Source organism: Agrobacterium sp. NPDC090273, assembly GCF_044772305.1.
GTDB lineage: Bacteria > Pseudomonadota > Alphaproteobacteria > Rhizobiales > Rhizobiaceae > Agrobacterium.
In genome coordinates this window covers 762242-785505 of record NZ_JBIVYN010000001.1, presented here as the reverse complement: position 1 = coordinate 785505, position 23264 = coordinate 762242, and the positions used below count along the sequence as shown (strand labels likewise).

The window sequence follows — 23264 nt, the reverse complement described above, 5'->3', positions numbered from 1 at the left end:
CGCTCAAGCCTCTGGCGCCACGTAACGCGGGAAGACCGGCTTCGGTGCTTCAAGTGGCGTGCCCGGTACCAGACGGCCAGCTTCGCCAAGCGCTGCGAAGTCGCGCTTGTCCGCCGGTGCTGCCACCAGATCGAGCAGCTTGTCGCACGATTCCGGCATGAACGGCTGCAGCAGAATGCCGATCTGGCGCACCACTTCTGCCGTTACGTAAAGCACGGTGCCCATACGCTCCGGGTCGGTCTTTTTCAGCGCCCAGGGTTCCTGGCTGGCGAAATAACGGTCGGTTTCCGAAACAACGGCAATGATGGCGGCAAGCGCGCGATGGATAAGCTGCTTGTCCATTTCCTCGCGGCAGATGGCCAAAAGGCCATCGGCGGAAGCCAGCATCGCCTTGTCTTCGTCGTTAAAGGCGCCGGGCGTCGGGATCTGGCCGTCGCAATTCTTCACGATCATCGACAGCGAGCGGCTGGCAAGGTTGCCGATACCGTTGGCAAGGTCCGCATTGATGCGGGTGGCGATGCCTTCTTCGCTGTAGCTGCCGTCCTGTCCGAAGGAAACTTCACGCAGGAAGAAGTAACGCACCGGGTCGAGACCGAAATGGTTCACCAGATTGACCGGATCGACAACGTTGCCGAGCGACTTCGACATCTTCTCGCCCTTGTTGAGCAGGAAGCCGTGGGCAAAAACGCGCTTGGGCAGCGGCAGACCGGCGCTCATCAGGAAGGCAGGCCAGTAAACCGCGTGGAAGCGGATGATGTCCTTGCCGATGATGTGCACGTCGGCGGGCCAGTATTTGGCGCGCGGGCCGTTCTTGTCTTCGATGTAGCCGGTCGCGGTGATGTAGTTGGTCAGTGCGTCGACCCACACATACATGACGTGCTTGGGATCGTTCGGAACCTTGATGCCCCAGTCGAAGGTCGTGCGCGAGATCGACAGATCCTTCAGGCCCGACTTGACGAAGGACATGATTTCGTTGCGACGCTCGGCCGGACCGATGAAGTCGGGCTGGTCTTCATAAAGCTTGAGCAGCTTGTCCTGATATTCGGACAGCTTGAAGAAGTAGCTAGCTTCTTCCACCCATTCTACCGGCGTGCCCTGCGGCCCGTAGCGAACGCCGTCGGCGCGCACTTCGGTTTCGTCTTCGGCGTAATAGGCTTCATCACGAACGGAATACCAGCCGGCGTAGCTATCCTTGTAGATATCGCCATTGTCGGCCATCAGGTTCCAGATGTTGCGCGACGTCTCGTGGTGACGCTCTTCCGTGGTGCGGATGAAATCGTCGTTCGAGGCGTTGAGCAGCTTGCCCATTTCGCGGAACTGGTCGGAGTTGCGCTGCGCCAGTTCTTCAGGCGTGATGCCTTCGGCACGGGCCGTCTGCTGCATCTTCTGGCCGTGTTCGTCGGTTCCGGTCAGGAAGAAGACGTCCTTTCCATTCAGGCGCTGGAAGCGCGCCATGGCATCGGTCGCAATCAACTCGTAGGCATGGCCGATATGCGGCTTGCCGTTAGGGTAGGAAATCGCGGTGGTGATGTAGAAAGGTGTCTTGTCTGTCATGACGCTCGATCGGCTTTGCGGACTGTTTTTTGGATAGACCGCTCTTAAACCATTGTTCGCACCAGCGAAAGCGAAAGCCGCACGATTTGTACGATCTATCGGTTTCAGACGCCGCGAATGTCTTCGAGGATGGACAGCACCATCTGTTTCTTGTCGAGATTGTAGGCGGTTGCGACCGTAATGCGCTCCGAAAGCGTGGAAGAAAGTCGCGCATGCCGCTCTGCGGCATTGATGTCACCGGCAATCGCCAGCGCCCTCGCCTGATCCATCAGCGCTTCGGTGGCATGTTCCATGAAGAAGCCCAGAATGACATCGCCGTCCTTCTGCGCCAGCACGTCTGCCAGCTTGTGCATCAGCTTGCGCGCTGCCGGGCCTTCCGCCGTCATCACCTCTGAAAACGCCTCGACGATATCGCTGCCGCCATAGTTCACCAGCTTCAATGCCTGCGCCACGCTGCCCTTGGAGGCTGCAAGCAGCGCATCGCGCTTTTCGCCGCTGGTGCTGATGTCGAGATTGTCGAGCGCCCGGACCATGTCGTTGTCGGACAGCGGCAGCATGCGCAGCGGCATGCAGCGCGATCGGATGGTCGGCAGCAGCTTTCCCGGCGCATGCGAGAGAACCAGGAACATTGCCCGTTTCGGCGGCTCCTCGAGAATTTTCAGGATCGCGTTGGCGGCGTTGCGGTTCAGATCGTCAGCCGGGTCGATAATGACGATACGCCAGTTGCCGGTGCCCGAGGTCTGCGAGAAGAAGTGCCCTGCCCGCCGCACCTCGTCCACGGTAATCGCGGATTTCACCCGACCGGTCTTTTCATCGACAGGGCGTGTCAGATGCAGAAGATTGTGCGAGGCACCGGAGGTGATCTGGCGGCTGACCAGCGATTGCGGGTCAGGATCGGCCATCTCTGCCGGCGCAAGCGCCGGGTCGGGGTGGCTCAGAACATGGTTGGCAAAACGGAAGGCCAGCGTTGCCTTGCCGATACCCTCGGGACCTTCGATCAGAATGGCATGGTGGCCTTTGCCGGACCGGTAGGATTGCGCCAGAAAGGCTTCCGCCTCGGCGTGACCGAACAGTCTGGTATTCTGCTGCGGAGCGATGGCGCCGTCGAGAACGCCCTGAACCTCGCTCATGGTGTCTCGCCCGCGGTTTCCCTGAACCGCTCCAGCAGAGGCTCGACAAAGGACATCACGTCATCGGTGACGTGCTCTTCCGGCTGATCGGCATTGACGATGCGGCAGCGGCGCGGTTCGGCAAGCGCAATATCGAGATAGGCTTCGCGGCGCTTTTCATGTGTCTCGATCTCTTCCTTTTCGAAGCGATCGGGCGTTGCCCCCTCATCGGCGCGTTTTCTGGCGCGTGCCAGACCCTTTTCAGCGGCAATGTCGAAGATCAGCGTAAGGTCGGGCACCACGCCATCGATGGCGATGCGCTGCAATGTCTCGATGAAGTCCGGTTCCAGATTGCCTGTCGTGCCCTGATAGACACGCGAGGAATCGAGAAAGCGGTCGCAGAGCACCACGGCACCCTTATCCAGTGCCGGACGGATCACCTCTTCGACGTGGTCGTTGCGTGCTGCGGCAAACAGAATGGCTTCCATGCGAACGCCAAATGATTCTGCCGCACCCGACAGCAGCACATGCCGCACCGCCTCGGCGCCTGCGGAGCCGCCCGGCTCCCGCGTCACGATCACATCGAGACCACGCTTGCGCAAAGCCTCGGCAAGCGTGCGAATCTGCGTCGACTTGCCGGCTCCCTCGCCGCCTTCAAAGCTGATGAACAATCCGGTCTTTTCAGACAAAGCGATTTCCTGTGCAGTCTTCTTTTTGAATCCGGGTTCTGTTTAGACCATATCGCCGGCTTGTAAAACAGCCGCGTTCAAAGCCAGAAGAGCAGCAGTTCTTTCAGTGCGCCCATGGCATTCTGGGTCAGGGTGCCCTTGCCCACCGCCGTGGTGGCGTAAAGCGGCACTTCGCGCAGCAGCCGTTCGCCCGAAAATACCCGAAGCGTGCCGGCATTGGCGCCATTTTCCAGCGGCGCGCGAAGCGGCCAGTTGTAGACGATGCGGCCGGAAAGCCGATCGGGATTGTTGACCGGCACCAGCACGCTGATGTCTTCACCCGGCGCCAGATCGATATGCGAGACATCGCCGCCATAGACGCTGACCGAGCCGACCGCCTCCCCCTTTGTAAAGAGATGGCGTTTCTCGAAGTTCGTCAGGCCCCAGTCCACCACCCGGCGGGCTTCTTCCTGACGGGTCTTTTCGTCGGCAATGCCGGCAAGCGCCAGATAAACGCGCCGTCCGTCACGCCCGGCCGAAACCACGGCGGCGTAGCCACTGCCTTCGGCAAAACCGAGGCCCATGCCGTCAATGCCAACCCCAAGCGCCAGCAGCGTGTTCTTGTTGCGCTGGAAAATCCGGTTCCATTCGAAATCCGGCTTGGTGAAAAGCCCGTACTGATCCGGATAGGTATCATGCAGATGCTGGGCGAGCCGCACCATGTCCTTCGCCGTTGTCTGGTTGCCGGGGTCGGGCAAACCGGTGGAGTTGGCAAAGGTGCTGCGGTTCATGCCAAGTTCTGCCGCCCGTGTCGTCATGCGCTTGGCAAAGGCCGCATCCGACCCCGCCATGCCTTCGGCCACGATGATGCAGCCATCATTGGCGTTCTGCACGATGATGCCGGTCAGGAGATCGTTGATGCCGACGGAGGATTTGAGCTGCGCGAACATCGTCGAGGTTCTGGAGGGCGCCCCGCCCGTTCGCCAGGCATATTCGGAAACGGGATATTGCGTCTCGGCGGAAACCTCGCCCTTTTTCAGCGCATCCAGCATCACCTCGACCGTCATCAGCTTGGCAAGCGATGCGGGAGGGAAATTCTGGCTTTCATTCTGGGTCAGAAGCACCGTGCCGGTTTCGGCATCGATCATATAGGCCTGTTCGGCCTTGGCAATGAAGGGGGCTGTCTGGGCGCCAGCGCCTGTGCTGCCGGCAACAGCGACTGCAAGCACAACGGAAAGCCGGATGAATGACCGTTGGAATGCCTTGCCCAGATCGCCGCCCATGTCGCCCCGCATGGCCGCCGTTCAGATAACGGCGGCAGAAAATTCACTTTGACCGTCAGCGCTTCGCGTTCTGACGCTTTACGTAAGCGAGAATGGACTCTTCGTTAAGCGCACCGCGATCTGTCAGAACGCTGTCGAAGGCCTGGGATGCCTTGGAAACGGACGCTTCCTCGGAATAGGCGGCGGCATATTTGGACGATGGCGTCGGAACCCGCAGGTAATGACCGCCGGGATCGTTGGGCGCACGCAGGAAGTCACCATCTGGGCGCTCGGCCAGGAACGGACCGATTTCCGGAAGAACGACGAACTGCTCAAACGTCTGCGGCGCGTTGTTGACCAGCGGCATGGCCTGCAGGGCGGCATTCTTCTTGGAACCGACCAGCGCCGTCTGGGTCGAGCCGCTGTAAGACGGGCTGGACGCCGGAACCGGAACGAAATTCGGAGAGGCCGAAGCCACCATCACGCCGGTGGCGATCTGGCCTTCAGGTGCAACGCCTGGAGCGCGCGAGCCCTTCGGAATGTACGAGGCCATCAGGTAAGGCATGTCGTGGCCGTCGAGCGGCGCACGTCCGGCATATTGCACGCGGACATTCGCGGTGCCGGTTCTCTTCATGTCGAGAAGGTCGGCGGTCTTGCTGGAAACGTCGATCAGGCGTCCTTCATGGAAAGGACCGCGATCGTTGACGCGCACCAGAACCGAGGAGCCGTTTTCCATGTTGGTGATGCGGGCATAGCTGGGCAGCGGGAATGTCGGATGCGCGGCAGACAGGTGTTCCTTGTCGTAGACTTCGCCGTTCGCCGTCAGGCGACCGTGGAATGCGGAGCCGTACCAGGATGCAAGGCCGGTCTTGTTGTAGCCCGGCTCTTCCTTCGGGAAATAACGACGTCCCTTCACCGTGTAGGCGTTGCCGACCAGTTCGCGGCCGCCGCCCTTGGGAATGTTGTGGCCATCAGCCACACGCGGGCTGGCCTTCACGCCGTATTCCGATTCGGAGAAATACTCTTTGCTGCGCTTTTGCTTCGGTTTGGTTTCTGAGGTGGTCGAGCACGACGCTGCCGCAGCGCACAGCACGGAAATCGCAAGCAACTTAACGCCCGACTTGGCGTTGATGCCGAGTTTCTTAACCGGAGAATTCAAATCGTCTGTCCCACGCTGCTTGCAGGTCGGTGAACCGCACCCTCTTTTACTTCGATTGCATTGCCCCTGCCATCGAAGCACCTAACAGTCGTTTAATCTTGTGCATAACGTGGCGAAAATGCGAACGACTTCTGCAAAATCGATAAAATTGTAACGAACGTGGTTAATGAAGTGTTGCAAAATGAACCACCTTTGCGGTGGGGCAATCTGCGTAAAATGCTTTTATTACAGTAGTTTAGTCGGAAAATTGGTGTAAAGACACCCGATCCCGCCAATCCGGCGGGATTTTTGCGGCACACATGGCCCAGATTGGCCTGAAATGCCTTATTTCGATGTTGCAGCGTGCAGACGGGCCACCAGATAGTCGTAGCTTTCCATCACCTGCACACGGTCGTTCGGTCCACGAACGATCATCGCGCCCTGTGCCAAAGGCAGGATCTGCAGCACGTGATCGAAGTTGATTGCAAACTTCTGACTGTTGCCAACAGCGGTGACTTCAATCCACATAAATAGCCCCTTCGAGAATCATATTTCCGAAGGATTTTATAAAGGCAGGATTGAAACTCTCAACCGCTTATCGACGCTTGTCAGACAACGAATTGGCTGCCGCAGCACCGCCAGCCATCACGTCTTCGCCAGTTGCCAGATCAGCCCTGCCGCCAGCACGGCCGGCACGGCGAACACCACGAGCAGGATCGGCAGTTCCTGGGCAATCGTGTAGCCGGCTTTGGTCACCCCAACCGTCATGTTGACGAGCGACATGACCAGCCACACGGGCACGAACCATTTCGCTCCGGTGACGATGCCAGCGGTATCGCCACCCCAGAGTTTGCCGAACAGGGCAAACAGACCCAACAGAACCGCGCCGCCACCGATGACTGATACCATGTGCATGTCTTGCCCTCGCCCTTTGCCCTCTTGAAGAACGCGGCCTGCCGGATGGACAGGCCGCGCCGTGATGTCACTTGGTGGTGTAACCGCCGTTGACCAGAATGGTCTGGCCCGTCATCCACCAGCCATCGGAAACCATGAAGCGGATATAGGGCACGATATCGGCGATATCGGTCAAGCCGGTCTTCGAAAAACCGGAAAGTGCGGCGGCGGTCTTGTGGTAGGCCACGGCATCCGCGCCTTCAGCGGGGTAGAAGAACGGCGTATCCATCGGCCCGGGCCCGATCGCGGTCACCGAGATACCGCGTTGGCCGAACTCCTTGGAGGCGGCGCGGGTAAAATGCTCCACCGGCGCCTTGGTGCCGGCATAGCTCGCATAGAATGGCGTATAGGCGCCAAGCAGCGAGGTTACCAGCGTCACCAGCTTGCCGTTGTCGTTCAGGTGCTTCCCCGCTTCCTTGATGAAGAAGAAGGCCGTCTTGGCGTTGACCGCGCTCATGTCGTCATATTCGGCCTCGGAGATATCGAGGATCGGCTTTTTCAGGACCTTGCCGACGGTGTTGATGGCAATATCCGGCCGGCCGATGGCGGCGACCGCATCGGCAAACAGCCGTTCCATCGCGCCCGCCGTCGTCAGGTCTGCCTGAAGTGCGACAGCCTCGGCACCGGCCGCCTTGATGGCCGCCACCGTTGCCTCGGCATCCGCCTTGGTGGCGGCGCTGTTATAGTGGACTGCGATGGCTTTCGCGCCATGCGCGGCCAGATCGCGGGCAATCAGCCCGCCCAGGTTTTTCGCGCCGCCGGCAATGATTACGGTTTTGCCCTTGATGCTGTGATCGGTCATGGGTGGCCTCCTTTGCCAATGGGCGGCCGCATTGCGACCGCTTTCATGCAGGAACCATATCGTCTAGGATTGGCCGATAAAGGCAGTCGTTCTGACATCACTTGTCAGGAAATCCGCACAATAAGGGTGCCCGCATCTTGGACCGTATCGACCTCTTCCGCATCTTTGCGCGTGTTGTTGAATGCTCCAGCTTCACCCGCGCCGCCGATATGCTCGGTGTGCCCCGGTCCTCGGTCTCGGCAGCGGTACAGGAGCTGGAAGGACGTGTCGGTGCGCGGCTGCTTCACCGCACCACGCGCAGCGTTTCACCCACGCAGGATGGCGTTGCCTTCTATGAACGCTGCCAGCGGGTCATCGCCGATGTAGAGGAGACGGAAAACCTCTTCCGCCAGACGACGGCACAACCATCCGGCCGTCTCCGGATCGACGTGCCGGGCCGCATTGGCCGGTTGATCATCGCGCCTGCCCTGCCCGGCTTTCTCGATCTTTACCCGCAGATCGACATCGATCTCGGTGTCACCGACCGGGCCATCAACCTCATTGAAGACAGCGTCGATTGTGTGCTGCGCGTCGGGCCGTTGCGCGACTCCGGGCTGATTGCACGACCGATCGGCAGATTGCCGCTCATCAACGTTGCGAGCCCCGACTATCTGGCCCGGTACGGAAAGCCGCAGACACCTGACGATCTTGAACGTCACTGGGCGGTGAATTACGCCTCACCCTCCAGCGGCCGGGTCGAGGATTGGGAGTGGATGGAGGACGGTGTGTTGCGCACCAGCGCCACGCGCGGCCGCGTCACCACCAACAGCGCCGAAGCCTATATTGCCTGCGCACTCGCCGGTCTCGGCCTGATCCAGATCCCGGCTTATGACGTGCGCGCCCACCTGGAGGCCGGTGAACTGGTCGAAGTCATGCCCGGCCACCGTGCCGAAGCCATGCCCATGGCCCTGCTCTACCCCCACCGCCAACACCTCTCCCGCCGCCTGCAGGTCTTCGCAGACTGGCTGGAAACCCTGCTCAAGCGGCAGCTTCTGGCTTAGGCAGACGGATGTGCGCTATCACGCGCCCGAACGCAGGGAGCTGTTGCTCGCCAGATCGCACATCGCGTCGGTCACCACCTCGGCGAATGGATCGGGCAGGTCGTGGCCCATGCCCTCCACCGGCATGTAGCGCGCACCGGGGATCGAGGCCGCCGTTTCCTCGCCGCAGGCGGGCAGGATCAGCGGATCATCCGTTCCGTGAATGACGAGTGCCGGTGCCGTGATTGTTGCCAGACGGGCCCGCCGGTCGCCTGCCACGGCCATTGCAGCAATCTGCCGCGCAACGCCGGCGGGATCGTGGCTGCGCCTTGCCTCTTCCATCAGGATTGCCGCAAGCGATGCTTCGTCGAACGGACAAGCCGTTCCGGCGATCTTCCGCGCAAAGGCAAGCCGCACCGTCAGAAAGCCATCGGGATCGACAGCGGGATCGGGTGCCGGACGCATCATCATCGCCATCACCTCGGGCGCAGCCTGCGGCAAGGCCGGGTTGCCGGTGCTCGACATGATCGAGGTGAGAGACAGGGTCCGCGCGGCATTCTCACTCGCCATGATCTGCGCGATCATGCCGCCCATCGAACGTCCCGCGACATGCACCCGCTCAATACCGAGCGCATCCAGAAGCCCGATTGCATCTGCTGCCATATCATCAAGCCTGTAGGGCACGACGGGTTGGCCTCCGGCCATCAGCGTGGACGCCAGTGTAGCGAAATCCGGCACGGCAGAGCTGGTGAAATGCGTGGAGCAGCCGGCATCCCGGTTGTCGAAGCGGATGACCCGGTAGCCCCGAGCCGCCAGCCCTTCGCAAAAGCCTGTCGTCCAGCGGATCATCTGTGTGCCAAGGCCCGAAATCAGCAGGAACGTTTCATCACCTGGGTTGCCGAAACTCTCCCAGGCAATCTCGATGCCATTGGCTTTGGTGATCGTCAGGGTCATGTCTCACTTGGTCCGTTCGTGGCATCGACTGGCGCACAGGCGAGCTGCAACGCGTAAGCCCTGATATCGTCGGGCCAGGTGGCGATGCGCCCTTCCAGCGCTTTCAGGTCATCGGCAAACAGAGCGCGCGTCGCGTCCTCGTAACCGGGAAGATCCCCGGCCATGGCGTGCATGAACCGATAGGCGGCCTCCTGTGAAAGCCGCTTCTGCTGGTGTGGCTGGGTTGCCTTGCGGGCATCATCCACAAGACGCCGCAACGCCGCAGAGGCGCCGCCGGGCTGCGCCGCCAACCACTCCCATTGTCGCGGCAGCAATGTCACCTCGCGGGCGACAACGCCGAGTTTCGGTCGCCCCCGGCCCTTCTGGTCCTGCGCCTCCCCTGATATCTCCGGTGCCTGCGACATCTGGCGTACACGCTGCACCACCTCTGTTTCACTGCCGCGAAGATCAAGGTCGATGATGCGGCCCGTCGCATCGTCAAACACCAGCAGGCTGTCCGTCGCGTCCCCTGCACGTTTCAGCGCAACGGCCACGTCCGCCAGAGCGCCCTTTGCCATCATCCTATGGCCGGAAAATGCTGTGCAGGATTTGTTCTGGGTATCGGGCATGGCGCGCTCACTCAACTGAATGTGTGGATTAATACCCGGGTATAATTATCGCGTCAATTCTATCCGGGTAAAAACAGACGCGTGGAAAACTGCCTCTCGTGGCATCAGCGGGTGGATGCTATGAACCATGCAAAGCCCAGGGGTTGGATGCCATGACGCAAGCCGCAGAAATAACGTTGGATATGATGAATGTGCTGGAGCGTCAGCGCCGGGCGTTTCTGCAGGATGGCCCGCCCGATCTTGCGCTGCGCAGGGCGCGGCTCTCACGGCTGCGCGCTGCCGTTCTTGCCCATCGTCGGGCAATTGGCGATGCCATTTCCCAGGATTTCGGCCATCGCTCGCACCACGAAACCGATCTCATGGAACTGGTCGGCGTTATCCAGTCGATCGATTATCTCAGCCGCAACCTGCCCCGCTTCATGAAACCGGAGCGGCGTCATGTCGATATCCTCTATCAGGGCGGGCATGCCTCTGTGACCTATCAGCCAAAGGGTGTCATCGGCATCATGGCGCCGTGGAACTACCCGTTTTCGCTGACGATGATCCCGCTTGCCACGGCTCTTGCCGCTGGCAATCGCGCCATGCTGAAACCATCCGAACTGACGCCGCGCATCAGCGAATTGATTCGCACCATGCTGGCGGAAGCATTTTCCGCCGAGGAGGTCTCGGTCGTGCTGGGTGGGCCGGAAGCCGGTGCCGAATTCAGCCGCCTTCCCTTCGATCATCTGCTGTTTACCGGAAGCACGCAGGTCGGCCGCATGGTCATGAAGGCCGCCAGTGAAAACCTCGTGCCGGTCACGCTGGAACTGGGCGGCAAAAGCCCCGCCATCATCGCACGCGGTCACGTCGACAGGCACACGCTTGGAAGTCTGGCGTTCGGCAAACTCTCGAACGCCGGGCAAACCTGCGTTGCCCCGGATTACGCACTCGTGCATGCGGAGGATCTTGATGCCTTCGTTGCGGGATATGATGGCACAGTCGCCCGCGCCTACCCCGATGGCCCGACCGGCAAGGATTTCACCTCCATCATCAGCGACCGGCATTATCAACGCCTCACGGGCCTGATCGACGACGCAAGACAGAAAGGCGCCCGCATCCACGAGGTCGGCGTCAAACCCCAGTCCGCTGCCGACAGGCCCAAAACCCTTGCGCCCACGCTCATCCTCGATACGACCGACGACATGGCCGTGATGCAGGAGGAAATCTTCGGGCCGATCCTGCCCGTGCGGACATGGCAGACCATCGATGAGGTCATCACCCACATAAACGCCCGCCCCCGCCCGCTGGCGCTCTATTATTTCGGCAAGCAGGATGCCGATTGCGAAACGCTGCTCAGCGCCACCACATCAGGCAATGTCGGCATCAACCACACCATGATCCACGTCGCCCAGGACGACCTGCCCTTCGGCGGCATAGGCCCAAGCGGCATGGGCGCCTACCACGGCATAGAAGGCTTCCGCACCATGAGCCACGCCAAAGGCATCTTCACCCAAAGCCGCTGGAACCTCCCCAAACTGCTCCGCCCACCGTTTGGCAGACTGGCAGACGCGTCTTTGGCGTTTTTGCTAGGATGGAGGGGTGGGAGGTAGTTTGGGGAGCAGTGTAGCACAGTTGCATATGCGGATCATATCGTCTCCAAGGAAAGCGCAAACGGAAAGCGCTCGCCTAGGAGATTAAATGCGAGTGATTCAACGCATACGCAATTTGAGGGCATCACAAACGGCTTGGTCGTAAGCTAAGATGCCGCTTACGATTGTGTTGAGGTCAGTGTCCACTGCCGTTAAGGTATCAGTACGTTGCACTTTGAATTTATGAGCAACGTCCCCGCGTTTCTTGCCAAATTGATCCAAATTATTCTTCAAAATTAAGTCTATTGAATCTGGGTCGACGCCGATAGGCACGAGCAATTTTGCTTGATCTTTATCTGTTATTCCGTTGTTTGATGTGACTGCAGCGCGATATCTGTTGAATGCTTCCTTAGAAAACTCCTCCACGTTGGAAGATAATTCCGCAGTCAACTTCAGTTTGCTTTTTTCTGGCAAATCATCAACCAACTTCGAAGAAATTAGAGCGACCAACGTTCTCGTGATAGTCCCATCATTGGTAAATCTGGCACGAGCTTTCTGCGCTGCTGCGAGTCCGAGCTCCTCGAGGTATTGCTCAAGTGCTGAGTGGCAAAGAAGTATATAAGCCTGCAGTTTTAGGTGCTGCAAATCTGTCTCGCATCCAAGCAGGTTTACTCCGCCGGCCACGAGCTTGGCCTTCCGTATACTACGCACTAAGGACTTATAATGTGGCGTGGGGGACTTCATTTGATGTCGGGAAGCTTGAGTTGCACTCCGGTCGCTTGCTTAATCGCCTCATACCACACGCTGAATCGCGTAAAAGTTGCTGCCGGAGATTTCGTTGTAGACTCAACCGACTTAACAAACTCGGGGTGAGCATTACAGACTTTTTCATACAGCGTTCTCATTTCGCCGGCACTTGATGCGACCCATTGTTTAACTGCGTTATTGGAGAGCGAGCCCACTAAAACATCAAATACGGCACGATTGAAACGTGTTTCATACTGTCCGCTGCTAAACTTCCTACAGAATGCTCGCTCACCAAACTCGGCGATCCCAATATCGATAGCGTCATTCATCTCTGACAGCAGCCCCTGATAATAGTTTTCCTGATTAGCGTCGGCGGCAAACTCGCCGTTCTTGATTTGGCAAAATTCATCAAGGAAAAATTTTAGATCGCCTGCATACTGTGTTTTCTGATCTCTGAACGCGAGATAGCGAATTGATAACTCTACGTCAGACATACGTGCATCTGGTTGCCGCTTGCGCAGTAAGTGATGGATGGGCCCAATCGTTTCTGTCCAAGCAATGATAAACTTCAAAAATTCGCCTGGCAGGAGAGACATCCGTAGCTCCATGGGGGAGAGCTTAACGCTGCCAGAGTTCAACCTGTAGAAAATCTCATAAAGGACAGATTCGCTTTCCCAACCACGGAGTACGGTCGTGCGAAGAGGTTCATTTCTCAGCCTGTCTCCCCACTCAGCGTCTTTCTCTAGGTCATTCCAGCTTTTGCCATCCAATTCTTTGAGGATACGCAGGTCTTTCAGTCTGAACTGTCGACCATCTAAAAACTTGCCATCAATAAACTCTTTAATTGTCGTTAGACGCTGCTTTCCATCCAAGACTAAGAACGAATTTTTTTGGCCAGCTTTCGAGGCTAACAAGATTTGTGGGATCGGAATGCCCAACAGAAGAGACTCAATGAATTGCGACTTCGCTTTACCTTGCCACACATTCCGCCTTTGATAAGCCGGATCAAGTTGGAGTTGTTTGCCAATTAGATCGTAAATGGTACTAACGGTCCAATCGCTTGGGGCGATTAACAATCTCTCGAAATCGTTCGCGGAAACTTTAATATCGTCTTCGTTTTCCAACGCGGAGTCGTCTTCGAATTGATCTCGGTCGTCCCAGTCAATTTGTGATTTATCCATAACCATTTCGCACGTCCTTCACGATATTCTTCCGCGAACTCTGACAACTAAAGCCCTTAGTTGCACCCCGCAAAATTTCACTACTTCTTATGTAGTTAAAAAATCTAGAAAAGGCAGGTGCTTTTAGACTGGGAATTTTGAGTTGTGAAATTGATGGTAAGCCTAACCGCAGGTGCACGATTTTCAGAAGCAAGCTCCATTCGGATTTGCATAAAAGGAATTTCGCTGAATGAGAAAAAGTAGAAATGTCAGGAAACAAAAATGGCAGATGGGGTGGGATTCGAACCCACGGTACGCTCTCACGCACGCCGGTTTTCAAGACCGGTTCCTTAAACCACTCGGACACCCATCCCTGCAGTGGTGAGGCTTTATAGCGGTTTGAAAAAAGCCGTCAATCCCGCTAACGCCATGATGCGCCCCGCCCCGTCATAATCCACCGGTGATCTGCAGAGAGCTTATTGCCCCGGCGTGGTGCCCGGTGGCAGGAGGGAGCCTTGTCCTGTGGGGACGGCCGGTATCTGCTGGCTGGTTTCGAAGAAGGCGATGCTCAGCACGATCGCGATCAGTACCAGCAGAAGCCCGACAAAAACCAAACCCGACTTGTCCATTCGTCTGCGCATGGGCGTGATGATATGTCCAAATGTGTGCAATTCGAGGCGACCGGGCAAATCCAGTGCCGCGTGCAAACCTGCGACCATCCCGGCGCCATTGCAACAGTTTATGCCGGAAACGGTCTCGGATTTTTGCAATGCAAAGGATACGGCTGGGCATCTGCCGGGCGTGTTTCAGACGGGAAGCTTGTTCTGATTGGCCGGCTTGCGGTTCGAAACGGGTGTCGAGGCAAGGTAGAGAACGTAATCGTCGGCGGCATCGGCCAGCGCCAGCGCCGCCTCTTCTTCCCGCCAGCCATTTGCCACGGCATTGACGATCAGGGCCCGCGCGGCAGCAATAAACGTTTCCCGGCATTCGGCGATCCGGGCCGTCTGGTCAACTGCAAAACGTGGGGGTTGGATTTGCTGCATGACGGCAGATTGCCATTACTCCCCTGCTTCCGCAAGTCATTGATTAAGCGGTAGTTAATATATCGGGGCGTGAGACAGTTTTGTATCATAGTGGCACGAAATTGCGCAGCGCAGCGCCGCAAACCGCCCTTTTCAGTGGCAAATAGCCGGGTGCGCAAACCCGCCGTGCACGATGGGTCGGGGGTGCTGACATGTTTTTTGGCAAAGCGTACCGATTGGGACGTATGTGACCTATCTCATCCACGACATAATGAGCTATTCATTATTCATCGCTCCCGGGCATTGCCCAACTTTCCCCGAGCGATCAACCTTGCCCCGCTTATCGCGGGGCTTTTTTATTTCGGGCTTGCGTGTCTCAAGCCCGCCAGATGCCTCAGACGTCAATGCCCGGGCGGTGCCCGTCATAACGCAGCAGGTCTTCGAACAGATCGATAATGGCGGGCGGCAGCGTATCGGAAAGCTCGGCGATGATTTCCGTGGCCCGGTTATAGGAATAGATCGCGCACAGCGTCAGAACCAGCAGCACAATCCACGGCCACATGGCTTTCTTGCGGGGTGGTCGTGGCGGGGGTGGTGGGCCTTGTTCGACAGCCATCTTTCTCCTGCCCTTCGTTCAGTGCGTGTCAGCGCGCTCTCGCACGCGGTTCGCCGCCCGGTGCATAGGCGGTCTTTTGCAGAAAGCGGAATATATTGCCGCATTGTGCGCAGCGTATCATGTATTCCGAAGGATTGCCGGAAGGACGCTCGGCGCGAAACCCCCTTGGCATCTCGTCAATGCGGAAGTCCACATCCGGCAAACGCTTGTCATCCAGTTCCGAGGCTTCGGCAAAACCCTGGTGGCCGCACTTCGAACATTCGAGTTTCCGGGAATATCTGTCGCGCGCTGCCATTTGCCGTCCTTTTTACTGTCAAAGGTCAGGTAGCAGCGACGAATGGTCATTTCAATGGTTCGGGCCGGACGTTAAGAGTAAAGAGTGGCCGAATCCCCTGTCCTCTGCGGCCAGCAGGCGCGCATGCCGGCTGCGGTCGCGCCAATCTTTTCGGACAGTTTTATCGCCGTGGACGTCTTGAGGGGCCCATGCAGAACGAAACGCCCTTCTTCTCTTCCCGTTTCCGCCTCGTACTCTCCGCTTTTGCAGCCCTGTTCCTTGTTCTTCTGGCGGCGCTGTGGTTTGCGGCGGGCTGGTACGGCGACCAGATCCTCAATGCCGGGCACACGACCTCGACCGATCCCGTCACCGTTACCATTGGCAATGACAGGCTGCAGCTAGCCAAAAACACCATCCGCGTGCCCGCGCAGCGCCAGGATGGCGAATCGGACCGGGTCGATCTTTATCTGACCTGGCCGGAGCTCGGCGGATATGGCGAAGCGAATCGCAAGGTTTTCGATAATCCGGACAGCACGGCCGACCTTATCTTCATACAGATATCGCGCAGCACCATGTCGGAGGATATGTCCGGCCGCTTCCTGCCGATCTACGCGCGGCTGGCGGAAGGAGAGCCCCTGCCCCTGCGTTACGGCCTGATGCTGCACCGCCTGAAAGCCGATTCCGGTTACGGCAAGGAAGTCATTCTGACTGGTAAGCGTGACGGCGAAACCGACTTTGTGGTGCGCTGCCTTTTGCCGCAAAAGCCCGAGGAATCAACAGGAAACGATTGCCAGCGGGATATTCGCGCCGGTCAGGATCTGACGATCTTCTACCGCTTTTCCGCACGCCTCTTGCCGCAATGGCAAAAACTCGACCAGGCACTGAAAACTTATGTCGAGGCCCGCCTCAATAAAGGCTGAATACTGCGGGAAGCCCCGTCCCGCAATGCACTCGAAAAGTCGCATTTTATGGAATCCGGATACCCTTCATAAACCACTTGGTAACGCCATCTCGATAAAGTTCCGACCCATAGAGTTCGGGCGGGGCGTGTCCGAGCGGATTATGAATATGCGATTGAAGAGTTCAGCGGTGTTGAAAATTCTATCTGGAGCACATGTGCGCAAAGCGGGTGTGAAGTCTTTCGTCAGGTTCGTTGCGTTGACCCTTGCTGCGGCGTTCATGGCCGCAACATCCGTTCAGACCGCACAGGCAGAACCGAAGTATGCCGGCATCGTCATCGATGCGAAAACAGGCAAGGTTCTGTATGGCGAAGACCCCGACGGTCTGCGCTATCCGGCCTCGCTGACCAAGATGATGACGCTTTATCTTACGTTTGAAGCGTTGAGCTCCGGTCGTATCTCTCTCGACTCCAAGGTTCCGGTTTCGGCCAATGCCGCAAAGGAGCCGCCTTCCAAGCTCGGCGTTCGCGCCGGTGGCAGCATCACGGTTGAACAGGCCATTCTGGCGCTGGTCACCCGCTCTGCAAACGATATGGCAACCGCACTTGGCGAATATCTCGGCGGATCGGAAGATCGTTTCGCCCGCATGATGACGGCAAAGGCACGCGCTCTCGGCATGACCCGCACGACCTACCGCAATGCCAATGGCCTGCCGAACACCGCGCAGATGACCACGGCACGCGATCAGGCCCGTCTCGGTATCGCCCTTCGCCAGCACTACCCGCAATATTACGGTTACTTCAACACCCGCACCTTTACCTTCGGTAAGCAGGTCATCGGCAACCACAATCGTCTGGTTGGCACGGTCAAGGGCGTTGACGGTATCAAGACCGGTTACACCCGCGCTGCAGGCTCCAACCTTGCAACCTCGGCACAGCTTGATGGCCGCTCCATCGTCGCCGTTGTTCTCGGTGGCCGTTCCAGCGCAGCCCGTGATGCCACCATGCGCAAGCTGGTTGCCACCTATCTGCCGCAGGCTTCGCGTGGCGGTAACTCCAACCTGATTGCCCAGACGCGTTCCGCGCCGATTGAGGAGCCGATTGCACCAGCCGCACCGGTTGCCATTGCTGCCGCTGTGCCTTCCGCACCGGTTGCCGCAGCCTCCGCTGGCGGTCTGCCGCACTCCGGCCCGGTTCCGCAGGCCCGTTACGGCGATGAAGCCCCTGTCAGCGCCTTTGCCGGTTCGTCTTCCAACGCGGCTGTCAACGCCATGGAAATGGCAACGACCCGCCAGAAGGCAAAGACCCAGGCACCCGTTCCAGTCGCCCCGATTGCGCCGGATCGCAGCCTGATCACCAACTCCACCAAGGTCGACAACATCGTCACCGCGTCCGTTGCAGCCTCTGCAGCCAAGCCGGCCATTGCCCCGAAGATGGAAGCACCGGCCAGTGGCTGGGTCATCCAGATCGGCGCTTCGCCAGACGAAACCTCGGCCCGCAACCTGTTGCAGTCGGCACAGGAAAAAGGCGGCGCGGCACTGCGCTCTGCCAAGCCCTTCACCGTCGCCTTCAACAAGGACGGTTCCCAGTTCTACCGCGCCCGCTTCGGTGGCTTCGATGGTCAGAACGCTGCGGTCAATGCGTGTAATGCGTTGAAGAAGAAAGGCGTAAGCTGCTGGGCCTCGGCACAGTAGTCGTCACCCTGAACGGGCGGTGCCTCAAGGTTTTGGCGCCGCTCAAATCCCCTCGAATTTGTATTGTGTAACGAGGCGTTCAAAGATGGCAATCAACGAGAATTTTTCGGACATTGCAGCAGGCAACGGTCAGGGCAGCCTTTCCGTTCTGCACCCCATTCATGAGGCCGCAATGCGCATTGCCGATATCGGCCTCAACCGTTCCCGGCATAAGACGCGTGATCTGGTCAACCTGCTGCTTTCCCACGGCGCCCGCGCATGGCGCAGCAACCAGCCGGAAGCGAAGATCCATCTTCACATTTCCGGCCGCTCCGGCCGCGCGCCCATTCACATGAAGCTGCGCTGAAACGCGACTGTCCGAACAGGAATCACAAAACCCCGCGGCGCCATCGGTTCCGCGGGGTTTTTTGTCTCTTCAGCCGGAATGGGCATGGCGCACCTGCCCTGCCGGCCCGTTTCTCAGTCAGGCGTTCTTGTCATCGTTATCAGGTGGGCACGGTCGGCGATGTTGTTTGCAAGCACGGCGACGCGAAGCCACATGGCCGCTGGCCTGCGCTAGGCGCTCGCATCCCGCCAATTCCCGCGCGGAAGCCGCGTTCGGCTGCGCTGACGGAACGCGGCGGAGCAAGCCAGAAGGAAAGCGATCTGCTCTCGCCATGTCGATGGAGGAAGGACGCCGCGTGTTCACCAGCGCGCCGCATCGATGCGCAGCAGGCCCGCCGGCAGCGCCCATTCCGGTCCTTTGCCATCGACGCGAACCGGGAAGGTCAGCCGCCTCGCCGGTCCCCAGGATGTTTGTTCCAGAGCAGGAGCCAGATCGGCATCTCTGTCCTCGAGTTTCGATCCCTGAAATGGCCGGGCACCGGCGCCCGTCAGCAAGGCCGCCGTTCTGGCAAGCGACAGGCGGGCGGAAAACCTCGTTCCGGTTGCCTGTGCATGGCGCAGGGCGCGCAGCACGGCTGCGGCGATCAGATAGCCCGTCGCATGGTCAAGCGCCTGAACCGGAAGCGGCACCGGTTGAGCGCCGCCGGATCGTGTCATGCCTTCATCGGCAATGCCGCAACTCATCTGCACCAGACTGTCGAAACCACGCCTGCCCGCCCAGGGCCCGCACCAGCCATAGGCATCAAGGCAGACATCGATCAGGCCGGGTGACAGGCGCTGGCGCTCTTCATCGCCATAACCGAGCTTTTCCAGCGCACCGGGGCGGTAGCCATGCACCAGCACATCGGCCTCTGAGAGCAGGGCTTCAAAGGTGCGGCGGTCCTCGGCACGGTGCAGGTTCAGCCCGGCGCGGCGTTTGCCCACCGTCACCTCCGGTTCCACGGCCGGTTCGTTCCAGTCGGGTGGATCGATGCGCAGCACCTCAGCACCGAAACCCGCCAGAAACCGCGTTGCCACCGGCCCGGCCAGAACGCGGGTCAGGTCCAGCACCCGCAGGCCACCAAGACCGGTGATCCTGCGTCCCTGCCCGATCTCTCGCCACCGGATCAGCGGTTCTGCCGCCACCGCCTGCCCTTGCGGATGCGTCCTCCATTCCTCGAGGCTGCGCATGGCGGCCGCCGCACCGCCTGCTGCCACGATCGCCGCTTCCAGCTCGTCCTTGTTCCGGGCCGCAACCTCCCCTGAAACGCTCTCCCTGTCACCGGCGCAGTCCAGCACCTGCAGCGCGGCGTGGCGGTGGTGCGGCGCATTGGTGTGCAGCCTGATCCAGCCATCGGCTGCGCGGTAATCACCGGCAATCGGGTCCCAGATCGACGGCAGGCTCCAGCCGGCAGGGCGAAGGCTCATGCTGAACCACATCAGCGACAACCGGCGGTCAACCGAAACCGACCGCGCACCTGTCAGTCCCGCAAGCTCGCCTGCGGCTGCGCGCACCGAGGCCTCCGCCAGATCGGACACCCGGAAACACGACGGTAACTCGCCGTCACCGTGGCGTGACACCTCTGCTGCAGGGGCAAACTCGCGCCCCAGCGCCTCGTTGATCTCCCTGTCGAAATCCTGCGTCACCTTCGCCTCCATCGCTGCCTGCCTTCAATGTGTGATTGGCGCATGAGACCGCCGAGTTGACCGGCTGTAAATCTTGATCAATATAATCAATATGAATTCTCTTGACTGGATCGACGCCCAGACGGCCTGTGCGATGCTCGGCGTCAAACCGCAGACGCTTTATGCCTATGTCAGCCGTGGTCAGGTGCGGGCCGAAGCGGATGCCGAGGACGCGCGCCGCAGCCTTTATGCACGCCCGGATGTGGATGCCCTGCTGCAACAGAACCGGCGTCCCCGCGCCCGCGCGGAGATTGCCGAACAGGCGATCAGATGGGGCGAGCCCGTGCTTTCCACCGCCATTTCAGAGGTGCGCGACGGCATGCTCTGGCTGCGCGGCCTGTCGATCGAACACTGCGCGAAGCATTTCACGCTTGAGGATATGGCGGCACATCTGTGGGCCGTCAGTGCGGTCGATGCGCCGGAGAGCGAGGTGGCGTCATCCCTGCCCAGTCCGCTCGGCCGCGCGTTGGAGGTTCTCAGCCGGGAGGTGCCGGCGGCACCGGAACTGAAGCCGGATGCGGCTACGAAACAGGGCGGCAGGCTGATGTCACTGGTCGCCAATGCCCTCCTCGGCAAATCAGCATCGGGACCGATCCACCTGCGCCTCGGGCAGAGCTGGGGTCTGGATGCATCCGGCTGTGACGATGTGCGCCGCGCCCTGGTGCTGCTGAGCGACCACGAATTGAACCCCTCCACCTTCGCCGTGCGCATTGCCGCATCAACGGGCGCAAGCCTTCCGGCCGCCCTGCTCTCCGGTCTCGCCACACTCAGCGGCCCGCGGCACGGCGGTGTCGCCGCGCTGGCGCGGGTGGCGCTGCAAGCCACGGAGAGCGGCAAAATGCTGGCCTTCCTCAATGACCACGCCGACCAGTCACCCTATGGTTACGGCTTTGGCCATCCGCTCTACCCGGAGGGTGATCCAAGGGCACGCCTCATCCTCGCCCGCCTCGGCGCAACAGCATCCCCGGTCGCCGCAGTCCGGGCGCTCTCCAGTGAACTCGGCATTCCACCCAACATAGACGCCGCCCTCGCCGCCTTGAGCCTGGTGCACAAACTGCCCGACGATGCCGCCTTCACGATCTTCGCAACCGGAAGACTGATCGGCTGGATCGCCCACGCCATCGAACAACAGAAAACCGGCGAAATCATCCGCCCACGCGCACGTTATCGCGGGAGCGTGTAGCCATGTCACTCATCAAAGACATCACGTGACAAAGGGCATGATATCCACGCCGTCGCCGGGAAAGACGGTGATGTGCGGGTGGTCCTGAAAAAGCCGTGCGGCGGCGTCGGCGCTCTCAGCCTCAACCACCAGATAACCGCAGAACGGATTGACCGCAGCCTGTATGCCATTTCTGCTAACGCGCGTCGTCTTGCCCACCATCCCGCCGCGATCCAGAATGGACGCGGCGTTTTTCTCCTCCCACGCCGCCCATGCCCTGACGCCGACGGCATCAACAGCATCCTGCTCGGATTTCGGCATCCGCCGAAAGGCCGCGAGGTCTTCGGGCGTCATGGTGTAAACGGCTAGAAAACGCGGCATGGACCACCTCCACAGGTCTGCAACGATCGCCAAGCTTACACCGCAAGTCTCTGGGTTCAAAACGGCGCCAAAAGATGCTGTGTTTGTACTAGACTTCATATGGGCTTTACCTCACCTGCCGCAGCGATGAGTTATACTCCCATCCGACTATTCTTTCTCACTCTGTCGCTAAAAAACATTTCCATAGTTGAGGGTATTCCAAGGACTCTCATACGGGCGGCACCCTTAGTGCCACTCAAGTTACGCATTACGAATGCTTCATAATCGTGGACTTGTCTGGAGACAAAATCATCGAGTTGCTCGAAGGGATGGGAGTCTGTGCAAAACGAGAATGCTTTTTGCCAACCATAAATACGCTTACCCACAATATCTAATGTAGCCGTCTTGGATGATTTTGAGGCTAAGGCTTTGTTACTGCGCAGAAAGCTTTGGATCGCAGCCTTAGATTCAGATAGTGACTTGTTGATCTCATCTTTGAGCCGACTGACGGAAGCAGCACTTGGTACGCATCGCTTTGGCTGGATAGTACAGCCTAAAAAATTGATGGCATCACTGCATTCACCTCTTGCAGCCTTATCGCTTCCTTTTGCAGGCGCATACAGTCCAAATCCAAAGGAACGAAGTGTATGGTCGGCGTGCTTTACTGCCGCATCCAATGCTCCCTCATCAGCAGCCACCATTAAAATGTCATCAATGTATCTAACGGCCGTAACGCCGTTCTTATTCAATTGATGATCGAGATCATATAGGAGAACATTTCCAGCGAACGCTGACAGTGACGAGCCTTGAGCAACGCCAATACCACCTTTTGGAAAAAGAGAAGAATAGCCTTTGAGCTCGTCTTCATTGCCCAGGTGAACGGCTAATGCGCGTTCAAAAAGATCAGAGAGAGCATCGTCTTTCGTTTGAGTGCGAACGAACTGAACGACTTGTTTAGTCGGGATGTGACTGAAGAAAGACCTTATATCGGATTGGTAGAAATAATTCGAACCGCTATCTATTGCTTCACGAACTAATTTGATGGCAGGTTCGACGCCTCCATAAGGATACATAAGGCCACCAACTCCGAACTTTGATCGGTTTACCTCGTTGATTTTCCCTAATCGATGGTCGAATTCCACTTCGTATCGAACGTTGACATCCTTTGGGTCAATCGCCCTCCTTGGCTGTAAAACCTGCAAAATTGCACGCTGAACAATTCTGTTTTTCAGAGTGGCAATTGCAATTGGTCGGGGATCTTTTCCGGCTGCAATTCTCTTCTTGGCGTCCTTTAGTACACCCGTAACAGGATCGAAATTGAACCGGTCTTCGCGTAATTGTGTGATGATACGGCGGATATGCCTTTGGTGCGAGTGCTCAAACTCTGACGCTGCACCTCGAATATCGCCCTTCGGAGAGTTTAATGCGTTTTTCTTGACGTGCCGCCATGCTGAAAAAACGTTCTGTTCTGAGCGCACGTCTTGTATAAGTGATGCCATGGTTTCTCCGCTCGGGTCCCCGCACATACTATCCCGACCGTTGACAGGCACCCATCCACTGCGCACGGCAGAGCCGCGACTACAGACACCTCGGCAGCAACTGCCACCTTGGCGTGGTCTGCTTGGCGCGTGATCCGCATGGACAGG

The 23264-nt window shown here is 58.7% G+C and carries 25 protein-coding genes and 1 tRNA gene; 6 read left to right on the top strand and 20 right to left on the bottom strand.

Features of this window, described 5'->3' with window-relative positions:
• Positions 1-3 precede the first annotated feature (3 nt).
• The 8 genes from metG to ACIQT8_RS03900 form a co-directional block, all read right to left on the bottom strand.
• Positions 4-1554, bottom strand: coding sequence for a methionine--tRNA ligase (metG, locus tag ACIQT8_RS03935; RefSeq protein WP_138795064.1), 1551 nt, complete (start codon positions 1552-1554; stop codon positions 4-6).
• Between the two features lie 104 nt (positions 1555-1658).
• Positions 1659-2684, bottom strand: a complete 1026-nt coding sequence (locus ACIQT8_RS03930) for a DNA polymerase III subunit delta' (RefSeq protein WP_262525542.1) — start codon at positions 2682-2684, stop codon at positions 1659-1661.
• On the bottom strand, positions 2681-3352 hold the full coding sequence (gene tmk, locus ACIQT8_RS03925) for a dTMP kinase (RefSeq protein ID WP_400963700.1): 672 nt from the start codon (positions 3350-3352) through the stop codon (positions 2681-2683). The genes ACIQT8_RS03930 and tmk overlap by 4 nt, the downstream gene beginning before the upstream one ends.
• Before the next feature lie 77 nt (positions 3353-3429).
• Positions 3430-4602: a D-alanyl-D-alanine carboxypeptidase family protein gene (locus ACIQT8_RS03920; RefSeq protein WP_400964373.1), complete on the bottom strand. Its 1173-nt coding sequence runs from the start codon at positions 4600-4602 to the stop codon at positions 3430-3432.
• Positions 4603-4669: 67 nt separating this feature from the next.
• Entirely contained in the window at positions 4670-5752 is a 1083-nt protein-coding gene (locus tag ACIQT8_RS03915; RefSeq protein ID WP_400963697.1) for a septal ring lytic transglycosylase RlpA family protein, read from the bottom strand.
• 324 nt (positions 5753-6076) lie between these two features.
• Positions 6077-6259 (bottom strand): hypothetical protein, encoded by a 183-nt coding sequence (locus ACIQT8_RS03910; RefSeq protein ID WP_138795059.1) that lies wholly within the window; start codon positions 6257-6259, stop codon positions 6077-6079.
• 117 nt (positions 6260-6376) lie between these two features.
• Positions 6377-6646: a hypothetical protein gene (locus ACIQT8_RS03905; protein ID WP_400963694.1), complete on the bottom strand. Its 270-nt coding sequence runs from the start codon at positions 6644-6646 to the stop codon at positions 6377-6379.
• A 67-nt stretch (positions 6647-6713) separates the two neighbouring features.
• Entirely contained in the window at positions 6714-7487 is a 774-nt protein-coding gene (locus tag ACIQT8_RS03900; RefSeq protein WP_400963691.1) for an SDR family oxidoreductase, read from the bottom strand.
• Positions 7488-7624: 137 nt separating this feature from the next.
• Between ACIQT8_RS03900 and ACIQT8_RS03895 the strand changes: the two genes are divergently transcribed.
• A complete protein-coding gene (locus tag ACIQT8_RS03895; protein ID WP_400963688.1) occupies positions 7625-8527 on the top strand; it encodes a LysR family transcriptional regulator in 903 nt (300 codons plus the stop codon).
• Positions 8528-8545: 18 nt separating this feature from the next.
• Here the strand turns inward: ACIQT8_RS03895 and ACIQT8_RS03890 are convergent, their stop codons facing one another.
• The gene (locus ACIQT8_RS03890) at positions 8546-9460 is read right to left on the bottom strand and encodes an alpha/beta fold hydrolase (protein WP_400963685.1); all 915 of its coding nucleotides are present in this window, start codon (positions 9458-9460) and stop codon (positions 8546-8548) included.
• Positions 9457-10068: a DUF2239 family protein gene (locus tag ACIQT8_RS03885; RefSeq protein WP_400963682.1), complete on the bottom strand. Its 612-nt coding sequence runs from the start codon at positions 10066-10068 to the stop codon at positions 9457-9459. Before ACIQT8_RS03885 ends, ACIQT8_RS03890 begins: the two co-directional genes overlap by 4 nt.
• A 152-nt stretch (positions 10069-10220) precedes the next feature.
• Here ACIQT8_RS03885 and ACIQT8_RS03880 point away from each other — a divergent pair, with 152 nt between their 5' ends.
• Entirely contained in the window at positions 10221-11657 is a 1437-nt protein-coding gene (locus ACIQT8_RS03880) for a coniferyl aldehyde dehydrogenase (RefSeq protein ID WP_400963679.1), read from the top strand.
• A gap of 99 nt (positions 11658-11756) precedes the next feature.
• On the opposite strand, the gene ACIQT8_RS03875 is transcribed toward ACIQT8_RS03880, so the two are convergent.
• The 7 genes from ACIQT8_RS03875 to ACIQT8_RS03845 form a co-directional block, all read right to left on the bottom strand.
• Positions 11757-12320, bottom strand: a complete 564-nt coding sequence (locus ACIQT8_RS03875) for a HEPN domain-containing protein (protein WP_400963676.1) — start codon at positions 12318-12320, stop codon at positions 11757-11759.
• Between the two features lie 56 nt (positions 12321-12376).
• Complete coding sequence (locus ACIQT8_RS03870; protein ID WP_400963673.1) at positions 12377-13570, bottom strand: DUF262 domain-containing protein; 1194 nt, start codon at positions 13568-13570, stop codon at positions 12377-12379.
• Between the two features lie 256 nt (positions 13571-13826).
• Positions 13827-13916: transfer RNA gene (locus ACIQT8_RS03865), tRNA-Ser, on the bottom strand.
• A 103-nt stretch (positions 13917-14019) separates the two neighbouring features.
• Positions 14020-14262 (bottom strand): hypothetical protein, encoded by a 243-nt coding sequence (locus tag ACIQT8_RS03860; protein ID WP_400963670.1) that lies wholly within the window; start codon positions 14260-14262, stop codon positions 14020-14022.
• 87 nt (positions 14263-14349) lie between these two features.
• The gene (locus ACIQT8_RS03855) at positions 14350-14586 is read right to left on the bottom strand and encodes a hypothetical protein (RefSeq protein WP_400963668.1); all 237 of its coding nucleotides are present in this window, start codon (positions 14584-14586) and stop codon (positions 14350-14352) included.
• 373 nt (positions 14587-14959) lie between these two features.
• On the bottom strand, positions 14960-15181 hold the full coding sequence (locus ACIQT8_RS03850) for a hypothetical protein (protein ID WP_400963666.1): 222 nt from the start codon (positions 15179-15181) through the stop codon (positions 14960-14962).
• 28 nt (positions 15182-15209) lie between these two features.
• Positions 15210-15476 (bottom strand): hypothetical protein, encoded by a 267-nt coding sequence (locus ACIQT8_RS03845; RefSeq protein ID WP_138795048.1) that lies wholly within the window; start codon positions 15474-15476, stop codon positions 15210-15212.
• Positions 15477-15664: 188 nt separating this feature from the next.
• On the opposite strand from ACIQT8_RS03845, the gene ACIQT8_RS03840 reads away from it, so the two are divergent.
• The 3 genes from ACIQT8_RS03840 to ACIQT8_RS03830 all read left to right on the top strand — a co-directional run bounded on the left by ACIQT8_RS03840 (position 15665) and on the right by ACIQT8_RS03830 (position 18393).
• Positions 15665-16375, top strand: coding sequence for a hypothetical protein (locus tag ACIQT8_RS03840; protein ID WP_400963664.1), 711 nt, complete (start codon positions 15665-15667; stop codon positions 16373-16375).
• A gap of 148 nt (positions 16376-16523) precedes the next feature.
• Positions 16524-18047, top strand: coding sequence for a D-alanyl-D-alanine carboxypeptidase family protein (locus ACIQT8_RS03835; protein ID WP_138795046.1), 1524 nt, complete (start codon positions 16524-16526; stop codon positions 18045-18047).
• Between the two features lie 85 nt (positions 18048-18132).
• Positions 18133-18393, top strand: a complete 261-nt coding sequence (locus tag ACIQT8_RS03830) for a hypothetical protein (protein WP_138795045.1) — start codon at positions 18133-18135, stop codon at positions 18391-18393.
• Between the two features lie 338 nt (positions 18394-18731).
• Here the strand turns inward: ACIQT8_RS03830 and ACIQT8_RS03825 are convergent, their stop codons facing one another.
• Complete coding sequence (locus tag ACIQT8_RS03825; RefSeq protein ID WP_400963660.1) at positions 18732-20057, bottom strand: CoA transferase; 1326 nt, start codon at positions 20055-20057, stop codon at positions 18732-18734.
• Positions 20058-20148: 91 nt separating this feature from the next.
• Here ACIQT8_RS03825 and ACIQT8_RS03820 point away from each other — a divergent pair, with 91 nt between their 5' ends.
• A complete protein-coding gene (locus ACIQT8_RS03820; protein ID WP_400963657.1) occupies positions 20149-21279 on the top strand; it encodes a citrate synthase family protein in 1131 nt (376 codons plus the stop codon).
• Between the two features lie 21 nt (positions 21280-21300).
• Here the strand turns inward: ACIQT8_RS03820 and ACIQT8_RS03815 are convergent, their stop codons facing one another.
• Entirely contained in the window at positions 21301-21639 is a 339-nt protein-coding gene (locus tag ACIQT8_RS03815) for a hypothetical protein (RefSeq protein ID WP_400963654.1), read from the bottom strand.
• A 131-nt stretch (positions 21640-21770) separates the two neighbouring features.
• Positions 21771-23117 carry a reverse transcriptase domain-containing protein gene (locus ACIQT8_RS03810; RefSeq protein ID WP_400963651.1) on the bottom strand — a complete coding sequence of 449 codons (1347 nt, stop codon included), beginning with the start codon at positions 23115-23117 and terminating at the stop codon, positions 21771-21773.
• Positions 23118-23264 lie beyond the last annotated feature (147 nt).